Origin of the sequence: Nocardiopsis suaedae (genome assembly GCF_027706745.1) — a bacterium.
Classification (GTDB): domain Bacteria; phylum Actinomycetota; class Actinomycetes; order Streptosporangiales; family Streptosporangiaceae; genus Nocardiopsis_A; species Nocardiopsis_A suaedae.
The window spans coordinates 97,286-122,604 of record NZ_JAQFWP010000013.1 but is presented as its reverse complement, the minus strand read 5'-3'; the positions used below and the strand labels follow the sequence as shown (position 1 = coordinate 122,604).

Here is a 25,319-nt window from a genome sequence, read left to right as displayed (position 1 = left end):
TGTTGTACGTGGTCATCGCCCATGACGGAACCGAACCCGGCACCTTCGAACGGCGGATGGAGATCCGCCCCGACCACATGGCCCAAGGCGAGAAGATGATGGAGGACGGCTCCTTCCTTTTCGGCGGGGCCATCCTGGACGGTGCCGGAAAGATGTCCGGCGGCGTCCTCATCGTCGACTTCCCCGACCGTGCCGAACTGGACCAGTGGCTCGACAGCGAGCCCTACATCGTCAACGGTGTCTGGCGGCGCGTCGAAGTCCACCCCTTCCTCGTCCCTCCGCAATTCCTCACCCTCCTGCCCAAATACGCGGAAAGCGCCGCAGCCGGATAGGACGTCCATGCAGTCGACACCAGCCCCCCGCGCCGCCCTGCTGACCCTGTTGGTCACCAGCCTGGGATCGTTCATGGTCCTGCTGGACGGCTCGATCATCTTCGTCGCACTACCGGAGATCCAGCACGACCTCGACGCCCGGATCTCGGACCTGCAGTGGACGGTCGACGGCTACACCCTCCCCTTCGCCGCGCTGATGCTCACGGCCGGCACCGTCGGGGACCGATTCGGCCGGAAACGCGCGTTCCTGGTCGGGCTCGTGCTCTTCCTGGCCGGATCGGCGGTGTGCGGGTTCGCCCCGGGCGCGGCGTGGCTGGTCGCGGGGCGCGTGGTCCAGGGGCTCGGCGCCGCGGCCATCAATACCGGGAGCCTGGCGCTGCTGGTCTCGACGTTCACCGACCCCGCCGGGCGGGCGAAGGCGATCGGCATCTGGACCGCCGTGTCCGGGGTGTCGCTGGCCCTTGGACCCCTGGTCGGCGGGGTGCTGATCGAGGCCTTCAGCTGGCAGGCGATCTTCCTGGTGAACCTCCCGATCGGTGCGCTGGCCCTGCTGCTCGGGGTGCCCGGCCTGGCCGAGTCCCGCAACCCCCAGGCGGGCCACCTCGACATCCGGGGCCAAGTGCTCGTCGTCGGAGGCCTGTTCTGCCTGGTCATGGGTCTCATCCAAGGGGAGGGCGCCGGGTGGGGCTCGCCCCTGATCCTGAGCCTGCTGATCGGCGCGGCCCTGCTGCTCACCGCCTTCCTCGTGGTCGAGAAGCGCGGCTCGGAACCACTGCTGCCGCTCGACCTGTTCCGCGACCGCACCTTCAGCGCGGCGTGCACGGTCGCCGCCCTGCTCGGCTTCGTCATCGTCGGCGCCATGTTCTTCATGGCGCAGTACTTCCAGTCGGTCCAGGACCGCTCGGCGCTGGACGCCGGCCTCCGGCTGCTCCCGCTCACCCTGGGGATCTTCCTGTTCTCCCCGCCGGCCAGCCGCATCGCCGGCCGGATCGGCCCCCGGGCGCCGGTCATCGTCGGTGCCGCCGTGGTGACGGCGGGCTTCCTGCTGCTCACCGCCATCGAGCCCGCCTCGGCCTACGGTGCGGTGTGGTGGAGGCTGGCCCTGGTCGGCGCCGGCATCGGCTGCATGTTCGCCCCGCTGACGCTGGCCGTGATGTCCTCCGTTCCACCGCAGCGCGCGGGCCTGGGCTCCTCGATGATCAACACCATGCGCATCACGGGGTTCACCGCGGGCGCCGCGGTGCTGGGCACGATCATGCTGACGGGCTTCAAGGGCCGGATCGCCGAAGCGCTGGCGGCCCTGGGCGTCCCGGCCGATGCAGGGCGGGGGATCGCCGAGCAGGTCGGCGGAGCGGGCGCCCTCGCCGGAAGCGGGGACCAGGGGCCCACGGACCTCCCCGTCCCCGGGGAGCGGTTCGCCGCGGCCGTGGACGCGTCCTTCGTCGGCTCCATCCACGTCGTGTTCCTGGTGTGCGCCGGGTGCACGGTCGCCGCGGCGCTGATCACCGCGGTGTTCATGAAACGGGGGCGGCCAGAGGCCCCGGCCGCCCCGCCCCCGGGCGCGCGGGCCGAGGCCGAGAACGGCTGAGCCGCCCCCGGCCACTCGTGCGTTCACGGCGCAGGCGCCCCGTTCCCCGGAGTGCGCCCGCCCCACGGCCCCCGAGGGCCCACGGCCCCTTGGGGCCGTGGGCCGAGCCCTCCGGGAAAGGACCCTTCATTGTTGTACGTGGTCATCGCCCATGACGGAACCGAACCCGGCACCTTCGAACGGCGGATGGAGATCCGCCCCGACCACATGGCCCAAGGCGAGAAGATGATGGAGGACGGCTCCTTCCTTTTCGGCGGGGCCATCCTGGACGGTGCCGGAAAGATGTCCGGCGGCGTCCTCATCGTCGACTTCCCCGACCGTGCCGAACTGGACCAGTGGCTCGACAGCGAGCCCTACATCGTCAACGGTGTCTGGCGGCGCGTCGAAGTCCACCCCTTCCTCGTCCCTCCGCAATTCCTCGCCCTCCTGCCCGAATACGCGGAAAGCGCCGAGGGCGCCGAGGGCGAAGCGAGCGGGGCGGACGCCGGGGGCATGCAGGAGGCGCCGAGCGGCGCCGGCGGGACCGGCCCGCAGGTGCCCTCCCCCGTGGTCGGCACCGATTGGCTGGCCGAGCGCCTGGGGCAGGACGGGCTCGTCGTCGTCGACTGCACGGTGCTGCACCGTCCCCTCCCCACGGGCGGGATCGAACTGGAGAGCGGCCGCCCCGGCTATGGCGAGGGGCACGTCCCGGGCGCGGTGTTCGCCGACCTGCTGACCGACTTCGCCGACGCCGGAGCGGACCGCCCCTTCGCCGTGCCACCGGTGGAGCGGCTGGTCGACGCGCTGGAGGCCCTGGGCATCAGCGACTCGGACACCGTCGTCCTCTATGACCGGGCCCACATGGCCTTCGCGGCCCGGTTCTGGTGGATCCTGCGGCTGCTGGGACACGACCGCGCCGCGGTCCTGGACGGCGGCTGGCGCAAGTGGACGGCCGAGGGGCGGCCGTCCTCCGCGGAGGTGCCGACGGCCGCCCGGGGGCGGTTCGAGGCGCGACGGCGCCCTGAGCTCGCCGCCACCCGCGAGCAGGTCGTGGCCGCGACCGAGGATCCGGCCGCATGCCTGATCAACGCACTCTCCCGCGACCAGCACGAGGGCCGCGTCCCCGTCGCCCACGGCCGGCGCGGCCATATCCCGTCGAGCACGAACGTCCCCGCGGCCTCGCTGCTCGACCCGGAGACGGGCGCCCTGCTGCCGCCGGACCTCCTCGCGGACCGCTTCGAAGAGGTCGGGGCCCTGGCGACCGAGAACGTGATCATCTATTGCGCCGCGGGGGTGAACGCCGCGAGTGATGCCCTCGCGTTGACGACACTGGGCGTGCACAATGTCGCCGTCTATGATGGCGGCCTTTCCGAATGGAGCGGCGACCCTGCGCTTCCCTTGGTCGCCGACGGCTAGGAGGAGGCGGTCGATGGCCTACGACAAGGAACTGGCGGACCGGATCCGGGAGGCGCTCGCGGAGGCCGCACCGGTCCGCGAGGTCGGCATGTTCGGCGGACTGTCGTTCATGGTGAACGGCAAGATGGCGGTCACCGCCGACACCCAGGGGCGGCTGATGGTGCGCTGCGACCCCGACCGGGTGGACGAGCTCCTCCAGCGTCCCGGGGCCGAGTGGGCGCAGATGCGCGGAAAGCCGATGAGCAAGGGATGGATCGTCGTCGTCCCCGAGGGGACCGATTCGGACGAGGACTTCGCCGCGTGGGTGCGGGAGGCCCTGGAGTACAACGAGAGGGTGGCCGGGCGTGGGGATTGAGGGCGGCGGCGCGCCGGATTCGGCGTTCGACGGGTTCCCGCCGGAGCTGTTCTCCTTCCTGGAGGGACTGGAGAAGGACAACTCCAAGTCCTACTGGGAGGCCAACCGGACGACCTGGGAGAACGCGGTCCAGGATCCGATCGGTCGGTTGATGTCGGACCTGGAGCCCGAATTCGGCCCGTTGCGCACCTTCCGCCCGAATCGTGATGTCCGGTTCTCCAAGGACAAGTCCCCCTACAAGACCTGGGTCGGCGTCACCACCTCCGACCGGGCGGTCGGCGGTATCGGCGCGTTCCTCCGCCTGGAGGCGTCGGGGATGCGGCTGGCCTGCGGGGCCATGGCGCTGGCCCCCGACCAGATCCATCGGTTCAGAGCCGCGATCGACGCCCCCGCCGCCGGGGCCGAGTTCATGGAGATCGGCCGTGCCCTCGCCGACCGCTCGCTGCCCGTGGGCCCGGGGCGTCAGCCCCCGTTGAAGCGCGTTCCCACGGGCTTCGCCAAGGACCATCCGCGCGCCGAGCAGCTGACCTGGAAGGGCGCCGTGGTCGTCCGGGAGTACGAGCGCGCGGACTGGATGCACCGGCGCGAGGCCCTCGATGAGGTGCGCGGCATCTGGAACGGGGCCGCCCCGCTGAGGGAGTGGATCGAGAGGAACGTGGGCGAGAGCGAGCAGCCCGTGCGCCGCCCGGGGCGGCGCTAGCGCCCCCCCCGGGCGGGGGCGCCGGAACATTGTGTGGGCCCCCATGGTCCCGACGGAGACGCGAGGTCCCCGTCGGGACCATGGGGGCCCAGCGCTCGTCCCGTCCGCGACCGTCCGCCCGGGGCACGGCACGTCCCTCACCCTCGGTGACGCCGCCCCGTCGTCGGACGACCGAATCACGCTCGGAAATCCCGCCTCCCCACCGCTCTTGATTTCCTTTCGCGGCACGCTTCCCCTTCGAAAGAATTCTTCATTTCCCTGGACAGCGGGATTCCTTTGGGCCCCTGCGGGACGGAAACCGCTCTCCCGGGGTCGCCCCCTCTCCGCAGCCCCGGGGTGCCCGTGGGGCGTCGCCCAGAAGGCCTGTCCCTTGGCCGTTCCCGGCCATAACCCCGTCTGCGGGGGCAGTCGGAGAACGCCCGCCCGGACGCCGTGCGGCAATTGTCACCTGCACCCTCCTGCGATCGGTGACTTCTTCTTCCACGGAGAGTCACAGTATTTAGAGCGGTCCGTTGAATTGTCCTGGTGATAAAATGAGGGCCGCAGGCCGGCCTATCGCGCCGGGTCGAACAATGGTGAATTGTCGATTACGCGCCGTCACCCGACGGAACCGCGCTCCCCGCCCCGCCGCCCCCCATCACCGGCGGGTCCGCGGGGGCGCGGCCCTCCGGGCCGTGCGGCACGGAAGTGGACGGACAGGCCGGGACCGGGGGTGGACGCGGGGCGCCGGACGCCCTCCTGTGAGGCGCGCCCCTGCACGGCGAATCCCCCGAGCTCGGACCGGCGAAACGGACAACTCCGTTCGAGGGGTGTGATCTGCATTGGCGAATGGGCAGGCGCAGTACGAGGCGAAGTTCTTCGGGGCGTTCACGGTGCTCCGCGACGGACGGCCGCTCGAGGGACCGGCCTGGCGCCGGGAGAGCGTCCGCACCCTGCTCAAGTGGTTCCTGCTCAACCCCGGCCGGCGCTGGAGGGCGACGGAGCTCTGCGAGGTCCTGTGGCCCGGAGAGAACGGGGACCGCTGCCCCAACCGGCTCCACGTGACCCTGCACCACCTGCGCCGCCTGCTGGAACCGGAGCTGCCCTGCAGACGGCCGTCGTCCTTCATCAGATCCGACCGGGGGGGCTGCTACCGGTTCGACACCGCGGACCGCTGGAGGACCGACGTCGGCGAGACACGCGGGCTCCTGCGGAGTGCCGACGCCGCCCGCGCCGCGAACGACCCCGCGGCCGAGATCGTCGCCTGCCGGGAGCTCATCGCCTACTACGAGCGGACGTTCCTCCCCGAGGACCTGTTCACCGACGCCTTCGCCTCCGTCCGTACCGCCTATGAGCGCGAGTACCAGGACGTCCTGAGCCGACTGCTGCGCGCCTCCCTCGACGTCGGCGACGACTTCGCCGCGGCCTCCAGCGCCGCGATGATCCTGGACATCGATCCCTACTGCGAAGAGGCGATCGCCGCCAGCGTGCAGGTCAGCCTCCGGCAGGGCCACGTCCTGGGAGCGATGGAGCAGTTGGACGACTTCCTCGGCACCCTGCAGCGCGAGCTGGGGACCCGGCCGCCCCACCGGCTGTCCCGGATCCGGCAGAGGCTCCGCAGTCCGGGGTGATGCCCGCGGCCCCGTCCAGGGCGCGACACGCCCTGGTGCCCCGTCCCGCCCCCCGGAGGCCCACGCGGCGTCCGCTCACGGTGCCGGGTCCGCCTCCGGTCTGCGCTCGCGGGGGCCGGGGGCCGTGCCCTTCGGCCGGGCCGCGCTTCCCCGGGCGCCGCCCGGCTTCGGCCTGTCCCGGAGGAACCACCGCTGCAGCGGAGTCGCCGCGAGGGTCGTCACGATCGCCATCAGCACCAGGATGGTGTACAGCTGCATGGACACCAGCCCCGCCTGTAGTCCGATGTTGAGCAGGATCAGCTCCATCAGGCCCCGCGCGTTCATCAGAGCGCCCAGGGCGTAGGCCTCGTTGCGCTCGATCCCCTGGACCCGCGCGGCGAGGGCGATCGCGAGCCCTTTGCCCACGGAGGAGACCAGCAGCACCAGCCCCGCCATGAGCAGGATGCGCCACTCGAAGATGAGGGAGAGTTCGGTGTTGAGCCCGGAGCACACGAAGAACGCCGGCAGCAGCACGTACCCCACCAGCGGCTCCAGCCTGCTGCGCATCAGCTCGGTGAAGCGGTCGCGGGGCATCGCCACTCCGACGATGAACGCGCCGAACACGGCGTAGACCCCGGCCAGGTCGGTGAACCAGGCTCCGGCCAGCAGCACGATGACGACCAGGACGAACGGGCCGGCGGGGAACTCCTCGCCGGCCCGCAGCCGGCGCTGCGCCCAGCGGCCGACGGCCGCCAGCCCCCGGCGGCCGAGGGTCAGCATGAGCACCAGGTAGAGGAGGCCGCCGCCGAAGGCCGCCATGGCCAGGACGGGGTCGCCCTTGGTCGAGGCCACGACCCCGGCGAGCAGGATCCAGGACACCGCGTCGTCGGCCGCGGCGCAGGCCAGTGCGATGGTGCCCAGCCGGGTCCCCTGGAGGCCGGACTCGTGGATGATCCAGGCCAGCATGGGGAAGGCGGTGACCGCGATGGCGGCCGTCAGGAAGAGCCCCGCCTGCCAGACCGTGACGCCCTCGGTGAAGTAGCCGCCCTGGGAGACCATCAGCCAGGCGACGACGCAGCCGAAGACCGCGGGCGGGACGATGCCCGCGAGCGAGGTGGAGACCGCGTCGCGGGTGTGCCGCAGGAACATCCCCGTATCGAAGGCGCTGCCCACCAGGAACATGTAGAGGACCAGGCCGAGCTGGCCCACCAGGTAGAGCACGGTGAAGGAGGGGTGGGCGACCGTCTCGCCGGCGACCACCGCCTCGGTGGGGAACAGCCGTTCCTGGACTCCGGGGGCGAGGGCACCGAGCAGTGAGGGGCCGAGCAGGAACCCGGTGACCATGATGGCGACGACCTGCACCTGGCCGAGCGCTTTGAACACCGGCCAGATCAACCGGTAGACGGCCAGGACGATGCCGAGCTGGAGCAGGAAGTGGACGGTGGTCTCGGCCGGTGAGGGCATCCGGGGGCTCCTGGAGAGGTGTTGGGCCCGGTCGATCCGGGACGGGTGCTCGGCGGCCCCGGAGGGGGCGGCACGGACCGCCGGCTCTTCCTCTGGGGAGGGGCCGGTGCGCATGCGCCGTCGGCGGCCGCGTGAGGCGGCCGCCGACGGAGTGGGCAGGCGGCCGGACGCTCCTCAGGGCCGGGGCACCGCCCCCGCGTCCGGCGGGCGGGGGTCAGGGGCGTTCGAAGAAGCCGCGGTTGGCCCCGATGGAGGCCTGCCACTCCTCGGGCACCTCGTACTCGGGGAAGATCGCCTCCACCGGGCACACCGGTTCGCAGGCACCGCAGTCGATGCACTCGTCCGGGTCGATGTAGAGCTGGTCGTGCTCGTCGAACCCGGGATCGTCCGGGGAGGGGTGGATCGCGTCGACGGGACAGGCCTCATGGCAGGAGGCGTCCTTGTTGCCGATGCAGGGCTGCGTGATGACGTAGGGCATAAGGCTCATCGCTCCTTCGCGGACTGGGGGGGCGTCTCTGGGGTCAGGCCCTCCTGCGCGGCGTCCGGCCCCGACCCGGGAGCCCTAGGCCTGCGGTTCGGGGGACAGGCCCATGAGGGCCGACAGGTTCTCCGGGGTGAAGAAGTCGTCCCAGTGCACGGTGTTCTGGATCACGCCGAAGAAGCGGTCGATGGCGTCCTGGTTCCCGCGCATCGCCGCCAGCACGTCCTCGAACGAGGCCCGGAACGGCTCCATGGCGGCGTGGTCGACGATGAAGTCGTACAGCGGTTTGAGCTCCCGGTTCCTGTGCGCCTCGTAGGAGGCCAGGGCCGTGTCCAGGGGTTCCCGCCCGGAGAAGCCGGCGTCGATCGCCCCGGCGAGCAGCTCGGCGTCGCGGAACGCGTCGGTGATGCCCTGCGCGGTGATCGGGTCCTTGTGGGCCCCCGCGTCGCCGACCAGCGCCCAGCCGGGGCCGTAGGGCTTGCGGAAGAAGTTGGGGCGGTTGCCGGCGCCCATGTAGCGGTGCGCCGGGCTCCCGGCGGAGATGCGCTCGGCGAGGTCCGGGGCGATGGCGGACACGGTGGCGAGGTAGTTGGCGTGGATGTCGCTTTTGAACGCGGCGAAGTCGCGCTCGGGCCGCTCGACGAAGACCGCGGCCTGGCGGTCGTTGGTGGGGAAGGCGATGACGGTGCTGCCCGGCCGGGTGTAGAACTCCAGCCCTCTGAGGGGCACGTCGTCCCAGTAGGTGTAGTAGCCGAACGCCTTGGGCGGGGCGGTGCGGTACTCGGGGGCCTTGACCGTCCGGGCGACGATGGAGCGCATGCCGTCGGCGCCGACGACCATGCGCGCCCGCTCGGTGACCGTCTTCCCGTCGGCGCCGGCACCGCGGATCCCGACCGCGCGGCCCCCCTCGGTGAGCACCTCCGCCACCGAGAACCGCTCCCGGACCTCGGCCCCCGCGGCCACGGCGGCGTCGACCAGGAGCTTGTCCAGGACCGTGCGCTTGGGGGCGTAGATCGCCGCGAAGCCGTCGTCGACCGGGTGGGGGAAGCCGGTCAGCGTGAAGGGGCCGTAGCGCTCGAAGCTGAGGTCGAGCTCGATGTTGGTGATCGGCGGGCAGTTCGTCGCCTCCACCTGGTCGATCAGCCCCCAGCGCCGCAGCTGCGCGCTGCCGCCGACGGTGATCATGTGGGTGGAGACGGTGTCGCTGGGGAAGGCGGCACGGTCGACGGCCAGGACGCTGTAGCCCTGCCTGGCCAGCAGCATGGCGGTCGGGGAGCCGGCCACGCGGGCGCCGATGATGATCACGTCGTACACGTCTGTTCCTCTCTCAGGGGGACGGGGCGGCCGTGGCCGCCAGTGCGTGCTCGATCCGCTGCCGCCAGATCTCGTAGGGCGGCTCCACGCTGACCGTCGGCAGGTCCCGCCGCGCCTCCTCCACCGCGTGCGCCGCCTCGGCCCCGCCGAGTCCGCAGAAGACCCGGCACGCGAGTTCGGTGTGCGGCGCGGTGCCGCCGGCCTGCCGGCGCCCCCAGGCGGCCGTCGCCGCCCCGCGTGCCAGGCGCACCCGGTGTGGGCCCACACGGTCCCTGAGGTCGCGCAGGGAGCGCTCGTCGGCGCCGCCGCCGTAGGAGGCGGCCAGTCCCACCCCGCCCCACAGGTCCGCACGCCGCTCGGGCGCGTAGCCGTCGACCAGGCGCGCGACCAGGGGGACCCGCCCCCCGGCGGAGAACCACAGCGCCCGGCCGACCCCCTGGTCGAAGCAGCGGCGGCCGTACTCGGTCAGGTGCGTGGGCACGGCACGGTGCAGTACGTAGCGCCGCCGCCGGAAGAAGGCCTCGTGGAAGCCGTACCCGTCCGCGGTCACCCACCCCAGCAGGGGGTCGAGCAGGGCCAGCTGCGCCTCGGGGCTGCGGCGCAGCCGGGCGAAGGCGAGCCCGACGCCGACATAGGCCGGATAGGCGTGCCGTGCCGCAGGCCCGGCCATGAAGGCGGGAAGACGGCGCTTCCAGGGCGCCACGGCGTCGAGCGCCGCCAGACCCATGCCCGCGCCCTCGTAGGCGAAGCCCTGGAGCTCGGGGTCGACCGCGTCCAGCCGCGCGGCCAGGGCCGGGAGGCGGGGGTCCTCCAAGGACGCGTGGTAGCCCTCCATGAGCGAGCGGGCGACCGGCGCGAAGCGCTGCCACGCCTCGGGGGTGAAGCCCGGCCGGGAGAACACCGCCTGCGCCGACGGGATGCCGAAGGCCGTCCTGCGCAGCCGTCCGATCGCGGTCATACGCGCACCTCCTCGGTGGACGAGGGGGAGGGGGACGAATGCGGCCAGGCGTCCCGGATCCGCTGTCGCCACTGCTCGTAGGCGGGCCGTCCGGGTGCGTCGCGGAGCCCGCGTCCGGCGCGGTGGGCGGCCCCGGCCACCGCCTCGGCGTCCTGGCCCCACACGACGTCGCAGGCGACGTCGGTGTGCGGCGCGACCAGCCCCGACTGCTCACGGAAGACCGAGGCCAGCGCCGTGCCCACGGCGATGTCGGCCGCGTGCTCCCGGGCGGCTTCGAGCAGGGCGCGCACGGCGTCCCGGTCCATCACCCCCGCCGCGTACGCGCAGGCCAGGCCGATGCCGCTCCACAGGTCCGCCCGGCGGGAGGCGGGGAAGCCGTCGATGGTGGCGATGATGCGGTCGGGACCGGCCCCGGTGGAGAACCACAGGCTGCGCCCGACCCCCTGGTCGAAGGCGCGCCGGGCGTACCCGCGCACGGCCCGGGGCACGCTGCGGCCCTCGACGGTGCGCCGCCAGGCGAAGAAGCCGTCGTGGAAGCCGTAGCCGTCCATCACCAGCCACCGCAGGAAGGGGTCCTGGCGCCGGAGGAAGCGGTGGGGGCCGGTGGGGACGCGGGGCAGGACCAGTCCCGCGCCGATGTAGACCAGGCAGCGGTAGGGGGCGCCGGGGCCGTGGACGAAGCGCGGGAGCCGCCGTGGACCGGGGACCAGGCTGTCGAGCAGTGTCAGGCCCATGCCGGCGCCTTCGTAGGCGACGCCGCGCAGCTCGGGGCCGACCGCGTCGAGCCGGGGCACCAGGTCCTCGTGCCGGGGCGTGTCGAGGGCGGCGGAGAAGGCGTCGACCAGCGTGCGGGCGACGGGCTCGAAGGTGCGCCAGGTCCGGTCCATGTCCTCCTGTGGGCCGAACCGCTCGGCGGCCAGCTTCGGGAAGGACTCGGCGTCGAGGCCGAAGAAGGGGCGGATCAGTGTTCCCGGAGTGAGGGGCACCGGGCTACCTCCTTGCCGGTTCGGCGAAGCGGGTACGGAGCCGGCGGCGCCAGACCTCGTAGGCCGGCACCACGTCGTCGCCGGGCACTCCGCGCAGCGCCTCCTCGGCGACCTTCGCGGTCTGGGCGCTGGTGAGCCCGCACACCAGCGAGCACGCCGTCTCGTTGTGCTCGGCCGGATTGCCCACCTGGTGCCGCGCCCAGGCCGCCACGGCCACCCCTTCGGCGAGCCGCCCGCCGAAGGGGACGGCCCGCTCCCGCAGCGCGGCCACGGTGTCGGCACCGACGCCGCCGGTGTAGCCGCACGCCAGGCCGATACCGGCCCACAGGTCGCCGCGGCGGGACTCGGGGAAGGCATCGACCGCGGCGGTCATGCGCCCGGGGTCGGCGCCGGTGGCGAACCAGACGCCGCGCCCGAGCCCTTGGTCGAACACGCGCGCGCCGTAGCCGCTGAGGTACGGGGGCACCGCCTGTTCCTGGACGTGCCGCCGGTGGGCGAAGAAGCCCTCGTGGAATCCGTAGCCGTCGAGCACGGCCCAGCTCAGGACGTCGTCGGCCAGCCGCCGACGGCACCCCTCGGGATCGCGGCGCATGCGGGCCAGGCCCATTCCGGCTCCGAGGTAGACGGCGTAGCGGTAGGGGCGGCCGGCCCCCGCGACGAACCGCCGGACACGCCGCTCCCACGGCAGCCAGTGGTCCAGCGCGGCCAGCCCCACCCCGGCGCCCTCGTAGGCGAAGCCGCGCAGCTCGTCGGGGTAGGCGTCGAGGCGGGGCACCAGGGAGCGCCCGCGGGGGTGCAGCAGGGCGAGGCTGCAGCACTCGGTGACGGTGAACACCACTTGGCGCATGCGCAGCGCCGACGCGGCGTCGCCCGCGGCCCCGGGGGGCAGGTCGGCGGGGGTGACGGAGAAGAAGGGCTTGAGCAGGGTGCCGGCCAGGGTCACCGGACCTCCTCCTTCGCGGGGGCTTCGCCCGGGCGTCCGGCGGACTCGTGCTCCGGCCGCCCACTGGGCCGCTCCAGGTGTTCGGCCCCGCTGTCGGCCAGGCTGTCGGCCAGCCGTCGCTGGAGGACCTCGTAGCCGGGCACGGGGCCGTCGGGCAGGTCCGTGAAGGCCGCGTCGACCAGCCGCGCGGCCTGGGCGCTGGTCGCTCCGCCGCAGAGCACCGAACAGGCCAGGTCGGTGTCGGCGACCGGGTTGCCGGCCAGGTGTCGGCCCTTCGCGACGAAGGCGGTCCCCACGGCGAGCCGCGCCGCGTGCGCCCCGGCGGCGGCGCGCAGGTCCTCGACGGTGCCCCGGTCCACGCCTCCCACGTAGCCGCAGGCCACTCCCAGGCCCAGCCACAGGTCGGCGTGCCGCCGCGGAGGGAAGCGACCGACGAGTCGGGCCATGAGGGGGACATGGGCTCCGGCCGTGAACCAGATGCTGCGGCCCACCCCCTGGTCGAAGACGCGTCGGGCGTAGGGGGACAGATGGCGGGGGACCTGCTGCCGCGCCACGAAGCGCGCGGGCTTGAAGAACCCTTCGTGGAAGCCGTAGCCGTCCATCACCAGCCATTTCAGGACCGGGTCGTCCAGGCGGGCCAGGAAGCGCTCGGGGCGTCGGCGGAGGCGGGCCAGCGCCTCCCCGGCCCCGATGTGGGCCATGTACACATGGGGCTCTCCGGGACCGCGGAGATACGCGCGGAACCGTGAGGGGCCCGGCAGGAAGCAATCGAGCCCGGCCAGTCCCATGGCCGCGCCCTCGTAGGCGTAGCCGCGCAGTTCCAGGGGGGTCCGGTCCAGGCGCGGCACGAGGTCCTCGAACCGGCTGGAGTCGAGGACGCAGTGGTAGCCGCCCACCGCGGTGCGCACCGCGGTCTCCAGGTGGCTCCAGACCGGCCCCTCGCCCCGGCTGAACGAGGTGGCCTCCGCGTCCGAGACGCCCATCACGGCGCGGCGCAGGCGGCTAGCTGACAGATTCATCGCGTGGGGCTCCGCTCGGCTCGGCGCCGTCGGGGGCGCTGTGGGGGTCGCTGTCGGGGGCGCTGTCGAGTTCGTCGAGGATCTGTTCCAGGCTCTCGGGCGGAAGCTGGGCCAGCAGGGCCTCGAGCTCGTCCGCCGCGGGGTCGTGTGCGGCGGCGCCCTGCGCGGCGGGCTCCGCCCCCGCGGCGTCGGGCGGCCGCTCGGGGCTGGGCCCCGGTTCCCCGCCCCCGGCGTCGCCGAGGCGGAGCATCGCCAGCGTGCGGTCGGCCAGGCCGGCGATGGACGTGCCCTCCAGGAGGTCGAGCACCGGTACGTCGATGCCCAGTTCGGCGTCGATGCGGTGCTTCATCTCGACCGCCATCATCGAGTCCACCCCCAGCCCGGAGAGCGGTTCCCCGTCCCCGAACCCCGCGGGGTCGAGCCGCAGGACCGCGGCCGTGATCCCGCGCAGGCGGGCGGCCAGGACGGCGGGCCGTCCCGCCGCGGGGCTCCGGCGCAGGGCGTCCAGGACCGAGGCGCCGTCGTCGGGGGCCGCCTCCGCGTCCTCCTCGGCTCCGACCTGCGCGAACATGGGCGGCAACCGGTCGTGCGCCGCCCGGCGGGCGGTCGGCCAGTCCACGGTGACCGCCACCAGGTGGGCGGGCGCCTGGTCCAGCACGCGCTCCAGGATGCGCATCCCGTTCTCCGGGGTGATGAGCCCGATCCCCTTGCGCTCGTACATCTGCGCCAGCCCGGGGGCGTCGGCCATGCCCACCGACCACGGCCCCCAGCCGATCGTGAGGGCGGGGAGCCCGAGGGAGCGCCGGTGGTGGGCGAGCGCGTCCAGGTAGGCGTTGCCCGCGGCGTAGTTGCCCTGGCCGGGGGAGGCGATGACCGAACCGGTGGAGCCGAACAGCACGAAGAGGTCCAGCGGGGCGTCCCGGAAGAGGCGGTGCAGGTTCCGGCCGCCCGCCACCTTGGGCCGGAGCACCCGCTGGAAGGCCTCCCGGTCCATCCGGGTGAGCAGCTCGTCCCGCACCACGCCCGCGGTGTGGACGACGCCCCGGATCGGCGGGCGCAGATCGCGCTCCCATTCCCGGGACCAGGCGCGCAACCGGGGCCCGTCGGCGACGTCGACGGCGGCGCAGTGCACGGTGGCCCCTCGGCGCTCCAGGTCGAGGAGGGCGTCGACGAGGTGCCTCCTGGGGTGGTCCGGGCCCATCCCGGCCCATTCCCCACGGGGCGGTACGGGGGTGCGCCCCATCAGGACCAGGTTCCGCGCGCCGCGATCGGCGAGCAGGCGGGCGACGAGCAGCCCGAGCGCCCCCAGCCCTCCGGTCACCAGGTAGGCGCCGTCCGGGCGCAGGGTGAGGGGGAAGGGCCGGGTGAGGTTCCCGGCGGGCACCAGCCGGGCGACGTGGCGCCGCCCCTCGCGGAAGGCGACCTGGTCCTCCCCGCGGCCGCCGGTGATCTCCTCGATCAGGCGCTGGGCCTGGTCGTCCGGGTCGCCGTCGTCGAGGTCGACCAGGCCGCCCCACCGCCCGGCGAACTCCTGGTGCCCGATCACCCGTCCCAGCCCCCACACGGGCGCCTGCTCCACGGCGACGGGTGCGCCGCCGACGGGTTGCGCCCGCCGGGTGACCAGCCAGACCCGCGAGGCCGGCGCGTGCTCGCCGGAGAGCGCCTGCATCAGGTGCAGGACGGAGAGCGCTCCGGTGTCCTCGCCGTCCCGGAGGACGCCGTCCGGGGCGCGCCCGTTCAGGGCGGCCTCGTCCGGGGCGCCGTCGTTCAGGGCGGCCTCGTCCGGGGCGTCCAGACTCCACAGGTGCACCACCGTCGCGGGCGCGTCTCCGGTGGCCGGCACGGCGAGCCTGCGCACGGTCCGGTGGTGGTGCTCGGGCGACGCGGGGTCGATGGTGAGCACCTCCTCCCCGTCCGGGACGGGCTCGGGCACGTCGCCGTGGTACACGAGCAGGCAGCGGCGCCCGGTGGCGGCCAGCCGCTTCCGGAGCCGGTCCGCGACGCCGGTTCGGTCGGCGAAGACGAGCCAGGGGCCCTCCCCCGCCGCTCCCGCGGCCGCCTCGGCGCCCCCGTCGACCACGGGCCCGGCGCTGTGGTCGGTGCTCTGGTCGGCGGCCTCCCCGACCGGGCCGTCGGCGCCCTCGTCGACCGGCGCCCGCTGCCATTGCAGCTCGTAGAGTCCGGCGTCGATGCGCTCGGGGCTCAGGCCCGACACGCTCTCCAGGGACCGGGCGCGGAACCCCTGGACGTCGAGCAGGACGCGGCCGTCGGCGTCGCACAGGGCGATGTCGCTGACGATGGTGTGCTCGTCGGTACTGGTGACCTCCGCCACCGCGTACATCTCGTCCGCGGGCGGCGCCAGGACGCTGACGCGGTCGATGCCGACGGGCAGGTAGGGCGCGGCGCCGCCGTCGGCGTCCGCGGGCGCGGCCGCGGCCAGCAGCACCTGGAACGCGGCGTCGGTGAGGCAGGGGTGGAACCGGTACCGGTCCAGGTCGGCGCGCAGGGCCTCGGGAACCGCGATCCGGCCGACGGCGATGTCCGGACCGGTGGCGACCTCCTGGACGGCCCGGAAGCTCGGCCCGTACTCCAGCCCCATGGCCGCGGTCCGCCGGTACACCTCCTCGTGGTCCAGGTGCCGTCGGCAGGCGCCGCGGGCCCGCTCCAGATCGCGCCGGGTCCGCTCGGGGCGCCGCCGGCTCAGCCGGGCGGAGGCGTGCACCGTCCAGCGCCGGTCCGCCTCGCGGTCGGCGGAGTACCCGGCGATCTCCACGGCCGCGGTGTCCTCGTGGAGGGTCGTGCGGACCCGGGGGTCGCAGGCGTCCCCGAGGACGAGCGCCTTGCGCAGGTCGAGGGCCTCGACGCTGTAGTCGGCCTCGCCGAAGGCGTCCCGGGCCGCCGCGGCCGCCATCTCGACCATCGCCGCACCGGGCAGCAGCGCCGTCCCCTGCACCCGGTGGTCGGCCAGGTAGGGCAGGGCGCCGGTGCCGATCTCCCGCTCCCAAGCGGGGCGGGCCGCGGCCAGGCGCTGTCCGATGAGCGGGTGGACCTCGTCGTAGTGCCGGTCCTCGGCGGCCTCGGCCGGCTCGTTCCAGTGGCTCTGGAGCTGCCACGGGTAGGTCGGCAGCCGCACGAAGCGCGCGTCCTCGCCGTAGAAGCGGTCCCACGCCACATCGTGGCCGAGGGTGTAGAGCCGCCCCAGGGACTCCAGCATCACGGCGTCGTCGGGCCGGTCGCGGCGCAGGGAGGGCACGACGGCCCCGTCGCCGCCGTGCTCGGCGATCAGTTCGCGCATCGCCCCGGCCAGCACCGGGTGGGGGCTCAGTTCCACGATGCGGGTGTAGCCGTCGGCGAGGAGCTGCCGGAAGGCCGCGGCGAACAGCACCGTGGCGCGGACGTTCTGCCACCAGTAGTGCGCGTCGGCGCCCCCGCCGTCGATCCGGCACCCCGTGACGGTCGAGTACAGCGGCAGTGCGGCGCTGCGCGGCCGCAGGCCGGCCAGGGCGCGGAGCAGGTCCGGGCGCAGCACGTCCATGGCGTGGCTGTGGTAGGGGACCTTGACCGGGAGGAAGCGGTGGAAGACCCCGAAGGTCTCCAGCTGGGCGGCCATGCCCTCCAGCACCTCGGCGTCGCCGGACAGGGTGGCCGCGCCCGGACTGTTCACGGCGGCGACCGACACCCGCGGGCCGGCGTCGGCGACCGCCTTGTCGAGGGTCTCGGGCGTCATGCCCACGGCGAGCATGCGCCCGGCGCCGGTGGCGCGCTGCTGGAGGCTGCTGCGGTGGTAGGTCACCTTCACGGCGTCCTCGAAGCCGAGGACGCCGGCCAGGTACTGGGCCGCGACCTCCCCGGTGCTGTGCCCCAGGACCGCCTCGGGGACCACGCCCCAGGAGCGCCAGAGCTCGGCGAGCCCCACCTGCAGCGCGAAGTTGGCCGGCTGGGCCACCTCGGTCTCGGCCATGCGCGAGGACCCCTCGTCCGCGCACAGCTCGGCCATCAGGGAGCGGTCGGTGAAGGTGCGCAGCTCGGCGTCGCAGCGTTCGACGGCGGCGCGGAAGACGGGCTCGGTCTCGATCAGCCGTCGGCCCATCGCCCACCACTGCGGGCCCATCCCGGAGCAGACGAAGGCGGTCCGGGGCGGCTCGCCGGAGGGGGCCTGGCCGGTCACCGCCCCGGGCCCGGGTTCGCCCCGGGCCAGGGCGGCCAGGCGTTCGGCCGCCTCGGCCGGGGTGGAGGCCACCACGGCCGCCCGGTGCTCGAAGTGGGCGCGGCGGCGGCTGCGGGTGTAGCCCACGTCCCGCAGGGCGTGGCCGTGCCCGGTGAGCGCGTCGCCGAGCGAGCGCGCCATGTCGGTCAGGGCGCCGGGGCCGCGCGCCGACAGCGGGACGAGGTACCTGCGGCCCTCGCCGTCCGCGCCCTGCGCCGGGGCCGGTTCCTCGGCCGGTGCCTCCTGGAGCACGGCGTGGGCGTTGGTGCCGCCGAACCCGAAGGAGTTGACGCCCGCGCAGCGGGGGCCGTCCTTGGCCGGCCACTCCCCCGGCCGTGTCTGGACCCGCAGCCCCAGCTCCTCGAAGGGGATGTCGGGGTTGGGCTCGTTGAAGTGCAGCTGGCCGGGGATGCGGCGGTGCTTGAGGGACAGTGCGGCCTTGATGAGTCCGGCGACCCCGGCCGCGGCCTCCAGGTGCCCGATGTTGGTCTTGACCGATCCGATCAGCAGGGGCTCCGCCCCGGGCGGGCGGTCCGCGGCCAGTGCCCTTCCGATCGCGTGGGCCTCGACCGGGTCCCCCACGGGGGTGCCGGTGCCGTGGGCCTCGACGTAGTCGATCTCGCGGGGGGCGATCCCGGCCCGGCGGCAGGCGGTGCGCATGGCGGCCTGCTGGGCGTCCCCGTTGGGGACGGTGATCCCGCCGGTGTGCCCGTCCTGGGAGACGGCCGTCCCCCGGATGACGGCGTAGACCGGGTCGCGGTCCTCCAGGGCGCGGTCCAATGGCTTGAGCAGCACCATGGCCGCCCCCTCGCCGCGGGCGTACCCGGCGGCCGCGGCGTCGAAGCTGCGGCAGCGCCCCTCGGGCGAGAGGAAGCCGCCCTTGGACTCGGCGATCGTCATGGTGGGGGCGGCCATCACGTTGACCCCGCCGGCCAGGGCCGTCGAGCACTCGCCCCGGCGCAGGCTCTGCACCGCGAGGTGCACCGCGACCAGGGACCCGGAGCAGGCGGTGTCCACGGCCAGGCTGGGGCCCCGCAGGTCGAAGGCGTAGGAGAGCCGGTTGGCCAGCATCGTCATCATCATTCCGGTGGCCGAGTGGGCCTCCAGCTGGTACCGGCTGTAGATCCCGTAGTTCTGCAGCAGCTGGTAGTCGAGGGTGAAGCCGCCGGTGAAGACGCCGGTGTCGCCGCCGGCCAGGTCCGTCCCGGAGCGGCCGCCGTCCTCCAGGGCCTCCCAGGCCGCCTGCAGCAGCAGGCGCTGCTGCGGGTCCATCCAGGCCGCCTCGCGCGGGGAGACGCCGAAGAACTGGGCGTCGAACCGGTCGACGCGTTCCAGGAACCCGCCGTGGACGGGGCCCGACTTGCCCAGCCGGTCGCCGTCGGGGTGGGAGAACTTGCGGACGTCCCACCGGTCCTCCGGCAGGTCCCGGGTCGCGTCGACCCCGGCGCACAGCATTTCCCAGAACTCCTCGGGGCCGGTGGCGCCGCCGGGCAGGTTGCAGCCGATTCCGGTGATGGCGATGGGCGCCTCCGGCACCTCACTCGCCGGTCGATCGGTCATGAGAACGCTCCTTCTTGCCGGTCACGGTGGTCTCCAGCTCCGCGGAGACCTCCGCGAGAACCGCGTCTCGGGCGCTGTGCACGAAGAAGTGGGATCCCGGCAGCATGATCAGCCGGAACCGGGCGGCCGTGTGGCGGCGCCACTGGTCGAGGTCGCCGCCGCTCACGCGGACGTCCTGCAGGCCGCCGAAGGCCGAGAGCGGGGCGGACAGCGGGGGTCCGGGGACGTGGTCGTAGGTGTCGCAGAGTTCGAGGTCGGCGCGCAGTGTCGGGAGCAGGCTCCGCATCACCGCGTCGTCCTCCACCACCTGCCTCGGCGTGCCCTCCTTGAGGAGCACGGTCTTGATCACCTCGTCGGGCAGGTGGTGGATCCTGATGTTGGGGTTGGGCAGGTGCGGGGCGCGGAAGGCGGCCAGGAAGAGGTGCTCGGGCCGGGGGTCCCCCGCCTGCCGCAGCCGGCGGGCGAGCTCGAAGGCGATCAGCGCGCCCATGCTGTGCCCGAAGAACGCGAAGGGCACGTCCAGCAGCGGGCCGATGGCCCGGTGGAGCGCCTCGACCAGGGCGGGCAGGCTCCGGTGGGCGGGCTCGGACAGGCGCGCCTCCCGCCCCGGCAGCCGGACCGGGCAGACCTCGACCCCGGCGGGAAGGTCCGCGCCCCAGGAACGGAACACCGATCCGCCCCCGCCGGCGTAGGGGAGGCAGAACAGGCGCAGCTCCGGCGCCGCACCCGCGGAGGGCCGCGCGAACCAGGCGCCGGGGTCCGGCGCGGCCGGCGTGCGGCCCCGGAGCCGCCGGAGCAGCTCGGCGCGCTCCCCCTGCGGCAGGCGGGCGAGCCTCTCCCGGAGCGCGGGGGCGGGGGGCGTGGGTCCGGGCGTCATCGGCGGCCCCCGGAGGCCAGGAGGTCGCCGCCCAGCGTGATCCAGCCGTCGTCGACGGGGTCGGTCGAGCGGTCCTGCTCGTGGACGGCGACGAGGTCCATGAGGACCTCGTTGTCGCGCCACCGCCGGAGCAGGCGGCGCTTGTCGCCGTTGCCGGGGTCGGCCTCGAACTCGGCCATCACCGTGGCCACCAGCTGTCCGGACAGGTGCTCGATGAACCGGAGGTTGGCGGCGAACCGCTCCTCCAGTCCGCCGTCGCCGAGGTCGGCGGTCATGCCCACGTGCAGCCGGGGCATGAACGCGAAGTCGTAGAAGCGGACGAAAGCGGCGGGACCGGCGGAGTCGTCGACGGCGCCCCACTCGCGGAGGAAGCGCTGCACCTCCCGGCTCCAGACGCTGAACCGCCCGAGCCCGGCGACCGCGCCGGGCAGGTCCCCCAGGTCGCGGATCCGGTTCTGGAAGTACAGCAGGCCGATGACCGCCCAGTACACGGCCGTGTCCCAGATGATCTTGACGAGCATCGGGCGGGGCGCGCCCATGAGCGGGTACTGGTCCTCGTAGACGGCCAGCCAGCCCTCGGCGATCAGGAGGAACATCCGGTCGTGGATCGCGGCGCGCTCCTCGACGTCCTCACCGTCGAGCGCCCGGGTGACCAGGTCGGTGATGAGCCCGTTGCCGATGGCGATCAGGTCCAGGCCCGGCGAGTACAGCGGGTCGAGGAAGACGCCGGCCTCCCCCGCCAGGCACCAGCCGTCCGCGGAGAAGACCTGCTCGCAGCCGTAGGCGTAGTCCTTCATCACCCGGAAGTCGCGGACCTCCTCCCGGTGTCCGGTGACCGCGGCGGCGCACTGCGGCTCGTGCTCGGCCAGCCACTCCAGTGCGCGGTCGAACCGGTTGGTCGCCTCGAAGGGGTGCAGTGCGGGGTCGGTGACGATGCCGATGCTGATCGCGTCGGAGGAGAGCCGGATCAGCCACACCCAGTAGCCGGGGCCCATCAGGTGGTTGGTGGACAGCTCCCGCCGCCCCTCTTTGATCCGGGCCTGCCACTGCGGGTCGTCGGACCAGTCGCCGATGTCGATGGGGTGCCCGACGCGGAACCACGCGGCGTTGGCGCGGTGCCCGACCCGCCGCCCCAGCCCGAGCCGGCGTTTGAGCAGCGAGGACCGGCCGGTCGCGTCCACCACCCACCGCGCCCCGATGCGGCGCTCACCCCCGTCGGGCGTGCGCACGAGGAGCCGGTGGTCCTCCTCGGCGCCCAGGTCCAACGACTCGACCCTGCTCCCCGGTAGGAAGCGCACCCCGCGGTGGCGGAGCTCGCGCCCCAGCGCGTTCTCCAGGCGCCCCCGGTCGAGCTGGTAGGTGCCCACCGCCGCGGGGGGAGCCTCCGAGTGGCCCAGTTCCACGCGCCGGGTGATGTCGCTGTTGTCGCCCTGGGAGAAGAAGACGCGCAGGCCGAACTTGTCGAGCTGCTCGCTGCGCAGGTGCTCGCTCAGGCCCAGGACCTCGCGCAGGTAGTGGCCGGCGACCTCGACGGTCGACTCCCCGACCTTGTGGACGGTCTCCGGGACCGGGTGCCGCTGGCGTTCCACCACCACGATGCGGGTGTCCGGGCGGCTCCGGCGCAGCTCCAGGGCGAGCGTGAGTCCGGCGACGCCGCCGCCGACGACGGCGACGTCGTAGGCCTCGGGTGCGGACGGTTCGCGGGGTCCGGTCATGTCGTCGCCTCCGCGGGTCGCGTGGTCGGACGTCCGAGGGTGATCCAGGCGTCGTCCACGGGTTCGATGGGGTCGCGCTCGCGGTACCGGGCGACCAGCTCGGTGAGCAGCGGGTCCTCCCGCCACCGCGCGATCTGCTCGGCGGCCGCCTCCGGTGCCGCCGTCCGCACGCGGTCCGTCACGGTGGCCACCAGCTGCCCGGCGAGCTGCTCCAGGAGCGCGACGTTGGCGGTGAACCGCTCCTCCAGCTCGTCGTCGGGCAGCCCGGCGGCCATCCCGTTGTGCAGGTCGACGATGAGGTCCAGCAGCGAATAGGGGTCGGCGAACCCGCCGGAGGAGGCGGTGTCGTCTACGCCGTGCCATTCCCGGAAGAACCGCTGCACGCGGGCGTGCACGGTCCAGGCGCGGTGCAGTCCCGCGAAGGTCTGCGGGCGCTCGTCGAGCCGCCGGAAGGCGTCGTGGAAGTACAGCAGCCCGGGGACCGCCCAGTAGATGAACGTGTCCCAGATGACCTTGGCGACCATGACCCGGGCGTTGCCCATGAGCGGGTACTGGCGGTGGTAGGCCAGCAGCCAGATCTCGCCGAGGACGAGGTAGACCTGGTTGTGGGCCACCGCCTTCTCGGAGACGTCCTCACCGCGCAGGTCGCGTTCGACCAGGTCGGTGATCAGGCCGTTGCCGATGGCCATGAGGTCGCCCCCGGAGGAGTAGAGGGGGTCGATGGAGATGCCCGCCTCCCCGGTCAGGCACCAGCGGTCCGCCGAGTACACCTGCTTGCAGCCGTAGGCGTAGTCCTTCATGACCCGGAAGTCCTGGATCCGCCCGGCGTTGCGCCGCACTTCGGCGGCGCACTGGGGCTCGTGCTCGTCGAGCCAGGCCAGGGCGCGTTCATAGGTGTTGAACCCGTCGAAGGGGTGCACGCGGGCGTCGGCGACGATGCCCACGCTCGTGGAGCCCGAGGCCAGCGGGATCAGCCACACCCAGTAGCCGGGGCCCATCAGGTGGTTGGTGGACAGCCGGCGGCGGCCGCCGTGGACCCGGGAGCGCCATTCGCCGTCGTCGGACCACTCCTCGACGTCGATCGGATGGCCGATCCGGAACCAGGAGGCGTTGGCCTGGTGGTCCAAGGGCTTGGCGAGGTCGAGACGGCGCTTGAGCAGTGAGGACCGGCCGGTCGCGTCGACCAGCCACCGCGTGCGCAGGCGCCGCTCGCCGTCGTCGCCGCGGACGCTGACGGTGTGGTCGTCCTCCCCCGGCCCGATCTCGACGCCGGTGACCCGGCACCCGGTGCGGAACTCCACCCCCCGGTCGGCGACGAACTCCCCGAGCCGGTTCTCCAGGCGCCCGCGGTCGAGCTGGTAGGAGGCCAGGGGCGCCTCGTCGATCTGGCCGTACTCGGTGCGCCGCGCGATGTCGGAGTTGTCGGCCTGGGGGAAGAACATGCGCAGCCCGAACTTGTGCAGCTGCTCGTTCTCGAGGTGCTCGCGCAGGCCGAGGACGTCGCGCAGGTAGTGGCCCTGCACCTCGACGCTGGACTCGCCGACCTTGTGGGCGGCCTCGGGGACCGGGTGGTGCTGCCGTTCGACGACGGTGATCCGCAGCCCGGGGGCGGTCCGGCTCAGCTGCAGGGCGAGGGTCAGGCCGGCGATGCCCCCGCCCAGGATCGCCACGTCGTAGCGGTCGGCCCGGTCAGGTGAGGGTGACGTGGTCGGTGTTTCGCTCACCGTGGTGCCTTTCGTTCTCGTCGCGGTCGTGCTCGGGGGCCGGGGCGGGTTCGGGGCCGGCCGCGGGCGGACCCGTACGGGGCGGCCGCACGGTGATCCAGCCGTCGCTGGTGGGGTCGCGGTGGCGCTCGCGCCGGTAGACGGCCAGCAGCTCGGCGATCAGGGGGTCCCGCTGCCAGCGCTGGATCATCGCCACGGCCCGGTCGTCGCCGGGACGCGCGGCCTGGGCGTCGATCACCGCGCTGATCAGCTGCCCGGCCAACTGGGCCAGGCGGTGGGCGTTGGCGGCGAAGCGCTCCTCGAACCGCTCCGGGGTGAGCGTGTCGGCCATACCGGAGTGCAGCTCCACCATGAAGTCCAGCGGCGAGTAGAGGTCGACGAACCGGGGCTCGAACCCGGCGTCGTCGACCGAGGCCCATTCGCGGAAGAACGCCTGGACCCGGTCGCTGATCCCGGTGAGGCGGCCGGAGAGGGTCTCGGCGACCACGCGGCTGTCGGTCAGGCGGCGGAACCCGTCCTGGAAGAACAGCAGGCCGAACACCGCCCAGTAGAAGGCGGTGTCCCAGATGACCTTCGAGGTCATCACCCGGGGGTGGCCCATCAGGGCGTACTGGTCCTCGTAGAGGGCGAGCCAGATCTCGGCGATGCGCCGGAACAGGGAGTCGTGGACCCCTGCGGCGGCCCGCACGTCCTCACCGTCGAGCGCCCGGGTGACCAGGTCGGTGATGAGCCCGTTGCCGATGGCGATCAGGTCCAGGCCCGGCGAGTACAGCGGGTCGAGGAAGATCCCGGCCTCGCCCGTCAGGCACCAGCGGGCCTGCCCGTCGAAGACCTGCTCGGCGCTGTAGGAGTAGTCCCGCATGACCCGGAAGTCCCGGATCTCGTCGCGGTGCTCCTCCAGGGCGTCGGCGCACTGCGGCTCGTGCCGGCGCAGCCAGGCGCGCGCGCCGTCCAGCGTGTTGAACTCCTCGAAGGGGTGCGTCCGCGCATCGGCGACGATGCCGACGCTGGTGGCCCCGGAGGACAGGGCGATCAGCCACACCCAGTAGCCGGGGCCCATCAGGTGGTTGGTGGACAGGGCCCGGTCGCCCTCGGCGATGCGGGCGTGCCAGATCGGGTCGCTCGTCCAGGTGCCCACATCGATGGGGGCCCCGACGCGCAGCCACGCCGCGTTGGCCGTGTGCCCCACGTCCTTGCCCAGGCCGAGCCGGCGCTGCAGCAGCCGGTTGCGCCCGGTGGCGTCGACCACCCACGCGGCGTGGAGGCTGCGCTCGCCCTGGTCGTCGCGCAGGCGGACGTGGTGGGCCTCCCCCTCCTCGGCGAGGTCGACCCGGAGCACCCTGCCGCCCGGGAGGAAGTCGATGCCGGCGGCGCGGCAGCGGCGGCCCAGCTCGTTCTCCAACCGCCCGCGGTCGAGCTGGTAGGTGCTCAGCGGCGGGAAGGCGGAGCTGCCCAGTTCCACGCGCCGGGCGATGTCGGTGTTGTCGCCGCTGCTGAAGAACATGCGCAGCCCGAACTTGCGGATCTGCTGTTCTTGAAGGTGGTCGTGCAGGCCGAGGACGTCGCGCAGGTAGTGGGCGGCGACCTCCACGGTGGACTCGCCGACCTTGTGCGCGGTCTCGGGGACCGGGTGGCGCTGCCGCTCGGCCACGGCGATGCGGGTGCCGGGGCGGGTCCGGTGCAGCTGCAGCGCGAGGGTGAGCCCGGCGGCGCCCCCGCCGAGGATCACGACGTCGTAGTGGCTGGGCCCGTCGGCGGGGCGCCCGATGCGCCGGCGGAGCGACTTCACGAGCATCGCCCGCTGCTCGGGGGACAGGTCGCCGACCCGCGATTGTGCCTCTGAAGTCATATTTCCCCTTTCGCATGAAATCGTGGGAAATACGGCTTGCACGCGGCTTACGGGGCCTGCAAGGAGGCGGTTCCGGAGCGGCGCGGACGGCGGGCGCCGGCACACGGGCGCGGACCGGCCAGGCCGCGGCGACCGGGGCCGATGGCGCCGATCGGCTCCCGGACGGTCCGCTCCCGTCGCCGGTCCGGTAGGCCGTATCCGGACACCGGACGACGCCGGATCCAACGCTCCGGCCCTTGCGGCCCGGCCGTCCCCTAGGGGGT

Annotated in this window: 18 protein-coding genes; 6 read left to right on the top strand and 12 right to left on the bottom strand. The window is 73.6% G+C overall.

Annotation, left to right across the window (positions count from 1 at the left end; genetic code table 11):
* Positions 1 to 8 precede the first annotated feature (8 nt).
* The 6 genes from O4U47_RS09725 to O4U47_RS09700 all read left to right on the top strand — a co-directional run bounded on the left by O4U47_RS09725 (position 9) and on the right by O4U47_RS09700 (position 5,980).
* Positions 9 to 332, top strand: coding sequence for a YciI family protein (locus O4U47_RS09725; RefSeq protein ID WP_270677380.1), 324 nt, complete (start codon positions 9 to 11; stop codon positions 330 to 332).
* 7 nt (positions 333 to 339) lie between these two features.
* Complete coding sequence (locus O4U47_RS09720) at positions 340 to 1,920, top strand: MFS transporter (RefSeq protein WP_270677368.1); 1,581 nt, start codon at positions 340 to 342, stop codon at positions 1,918 to 1,920.
* 138 nt (positions 1,921 to 2,058) lie between these two features.
* Positions 2,059 to 3,315, top strand: coding sequence for a rhodanese-like domain-containing protein (locus O4U47_RS09715; protein ID WP_270677378.1), 1,257 nt, complete (start codon positions 2,059 to 2,061; stop codon positions 3,313 to 3,315).
* A gap of 13 nt (positions 3,316 to 3,328) precedes the next feature.
* Positions 3,329 to 3,670 carry a TfoX/Sxy family protein gene (locus O4U47_RS09710; protein WP_270677367.1) on the top strand — a complete coding sequence of 114 codons (342 nt, stop codon included), beginning with the start codon at positions 3,329 to 3,331 and terminating at the stop codon, positions 3,668 to 3,670.
* Positions 3,660 to 4,370: a DUF2461 domain-containing protein gene (locus O4U47_RS09705; RefSeq protein ID WP_270677366.1), complete on the top strand. Its 711-nt coding sequence runs from the start codon at positions 3,660 to 3,662 to the stop codon at positions 4,368 to 4,370. The genes O4U47_RS09710 and O4U47_RS09705 overlap by 11 nt, the downstream gene beginning before the upstream one ends.
* An 821-nt stretch (positions 4,371 to 5,191) precedes the next feature.
* Positions 5,192 to 5,980 (top strand): AfsR/SARP family transcriptional regulator, encoded by a 789-nt coding sequence (locus O4U47_RS09700; protein WP_270677365.1) that lies wholly within the window; start codon positions 5,192 to 5,194, stop codon positions 5,978 to 5,980.
* Positions 5,981 to 6,055: 75 nt separating this feature from the next.
* Here O4U47_RS09700 and O4U47_RS09695 read toward each other — a convergent pair whose 3' ends face one another.
* The 12 genes from O4U47_RS09695 to O4U47_RS09640 all read right to left on the bottom strand — a co-directional run bounded on the left by O4U47_RS09695 (position 6,056) and on the right by O4U47_RS09640 (position 25,056).
* A complete protein-coding gene (locus tag O4U47_RS09695) occupies positions 6,056 to 7,423 on the bottom strand; it encodes a cation:proton antiporter (protein WP_270677364.1) in 1,368 nt (455 codons plus the stop codon).
* Between the two features lie 214 nt (positions 7,424 to 7,637).
* The gene (locus tag O4U47_RS09690) at positions 7,638 to 7,910 is read right to left on the bottom strand and encodes a 4Fe-4S dicluster domain-containing protein (RefSeq protein WP_270677363.1); all 273 of its coding nucleotides are present in this window, start codon (positions 7,908 to 7,910) and stop codon (positions 7,638 to 7,640) included.
* A 75-nt stretch (positions 7,911 to 7,985) separates the two neighbouring features.
* Positions 7,986 to 9,218 (bottom strand): NAD(P)/FAD-dependent oxidoreductase, encoded by a 1,233-nt coding sequence (locus O4U47_RS09685; RefSeq protein ID WP_270677362.1) that lies wholly within the window; start codon positions 9,216 to 9,218, stop codon positions 7,986 to 7,988.
* Positions 9,219 to 9,231: 13 nt separating this feature from the next.
* Positions 9,232 to 10,176, bottom strand: a complete 945-nt coding sequence (locus O4U47_RS09680; protein ID WP_270677361.1) for a DUF1702 family protein — start codon at positions 10,174 to 10,176, stop codon at positions 9,232 to 9,234.
* Complete coding sequence (locus O4U47_RS09675) at positions 10,173 to 11,162, bottom strand: DUF1702 family protein (protein WP_270677360.1); 990 nt, start codon at positions 11,160 to 11,162, stop codon at positions 10,173 to 10,175. Before O4U47_RS09675 ends, O4U47_RS09680 begins: the two co-directional genes overlap by 4 nt.
* A gap of 4 nt (positions 11,163 to 11,166) precedes the next feature.
* Positions 11,167 to 12,105: a DUF1702 family protein gene (locus tag O4U47_RS09670; protein ID WP_270677359.1), complete on the bottom strand. Its 939-nt coding sequence runs from the start codon at positions 12,103 to 12,105 to the stop codon at positions 11,167 to 11,169.
* The gene (locus O4U47_RS09665; protein ID WP_270677358.1) at positions 12,102 to 13,124 is read right to left on the bottom strand and encodes a DUF1702 family protein; all 1,023 of its coding nucleotides are present in this window, start codon (positions 13,122 to 13,124) and stop codon (positions 12,102 to 12,104) included. The genes O4U47_RS09670 and O4U47_RS09665 overlap by 4 nt, the downstream gene beginning before the upstream one ends.
* A complete protein-coding gene (locus O4U47_RS09660) occupies positions 13,108 to 18,891 on the bottom strand; it encodes a type I polyketide synthase (RefSeq protein ID WP_270677357.1) in 5,784 nt (1,927 codons plus the stop codon). The genes O4U47_RS09665 and O4U47_RS09660 overlap by 17 nt, the downstream gene beginning before the upstream one ends.
* Positions 18,869 to 19,768 carry a thioesterase II family protein gene (locus tag O4U47_RS09655; protein ID WP_270677356.1) on the bottom strand — a complete coding sequence of 300 codons (900 nt, stop codon included), beginning with the start codon at positions 19,766 to 19,768 and terminating at the stop codon, positions 18,869 to 18,871. Before O4U47_RS09655 ends, O4U47_RS09660 begins: the two co-directional genes overlap by 23 nt.
* Positions 19,765 to 21,483 (bottom strand): NAD(P)/FAD-dependent oxidoreductase, encoded by a 1,719-nt coding sequence (locus O4U47_RS09650; protein WP_270677355.1) that lies wholly within the window; start codon positions 21,481 to 21,483, stop codon positions 19,765 to 19,767. Before O4U47_RS09650 ends, O4U47_RS09655 begins: the two co-directional genes overlap by 4 nt.
* Positions 21,480 to 23,207, bottom strand: coding sequence for an NAD(P)/FAD-dependent oxidoreductase (locus O4U47_RS09645; RefSeq protein WP_270677354.1), 1,728 nt, complete (start codon positions 23,205 to 23,207; stop codon positions 21,480 to 21,482). Before O4U47_RS09645 ends, O4U47_RS09650 begins: the two co-directional genes overlap by 4 nt.
* On the bottom strand, positions 23,173 to 25,056 hold the full coding sequence (locus tag O4U47_RS09640) for an NAD(P)/FAD-dependent oxidoreductase (protein WP_270677353.1): 1,884 nt from the start codon (positions 25,054 to 25,056) through the stop codon (positions 23,173 to 23,175). The genes O4U47_RS09645 and O4U47_RS09640 overlap by 35 nt, the downstream gene beginning before the upstream one ends.
* Positions 25,057 to 25,319 lie beyond the last annotated feature (263 nt).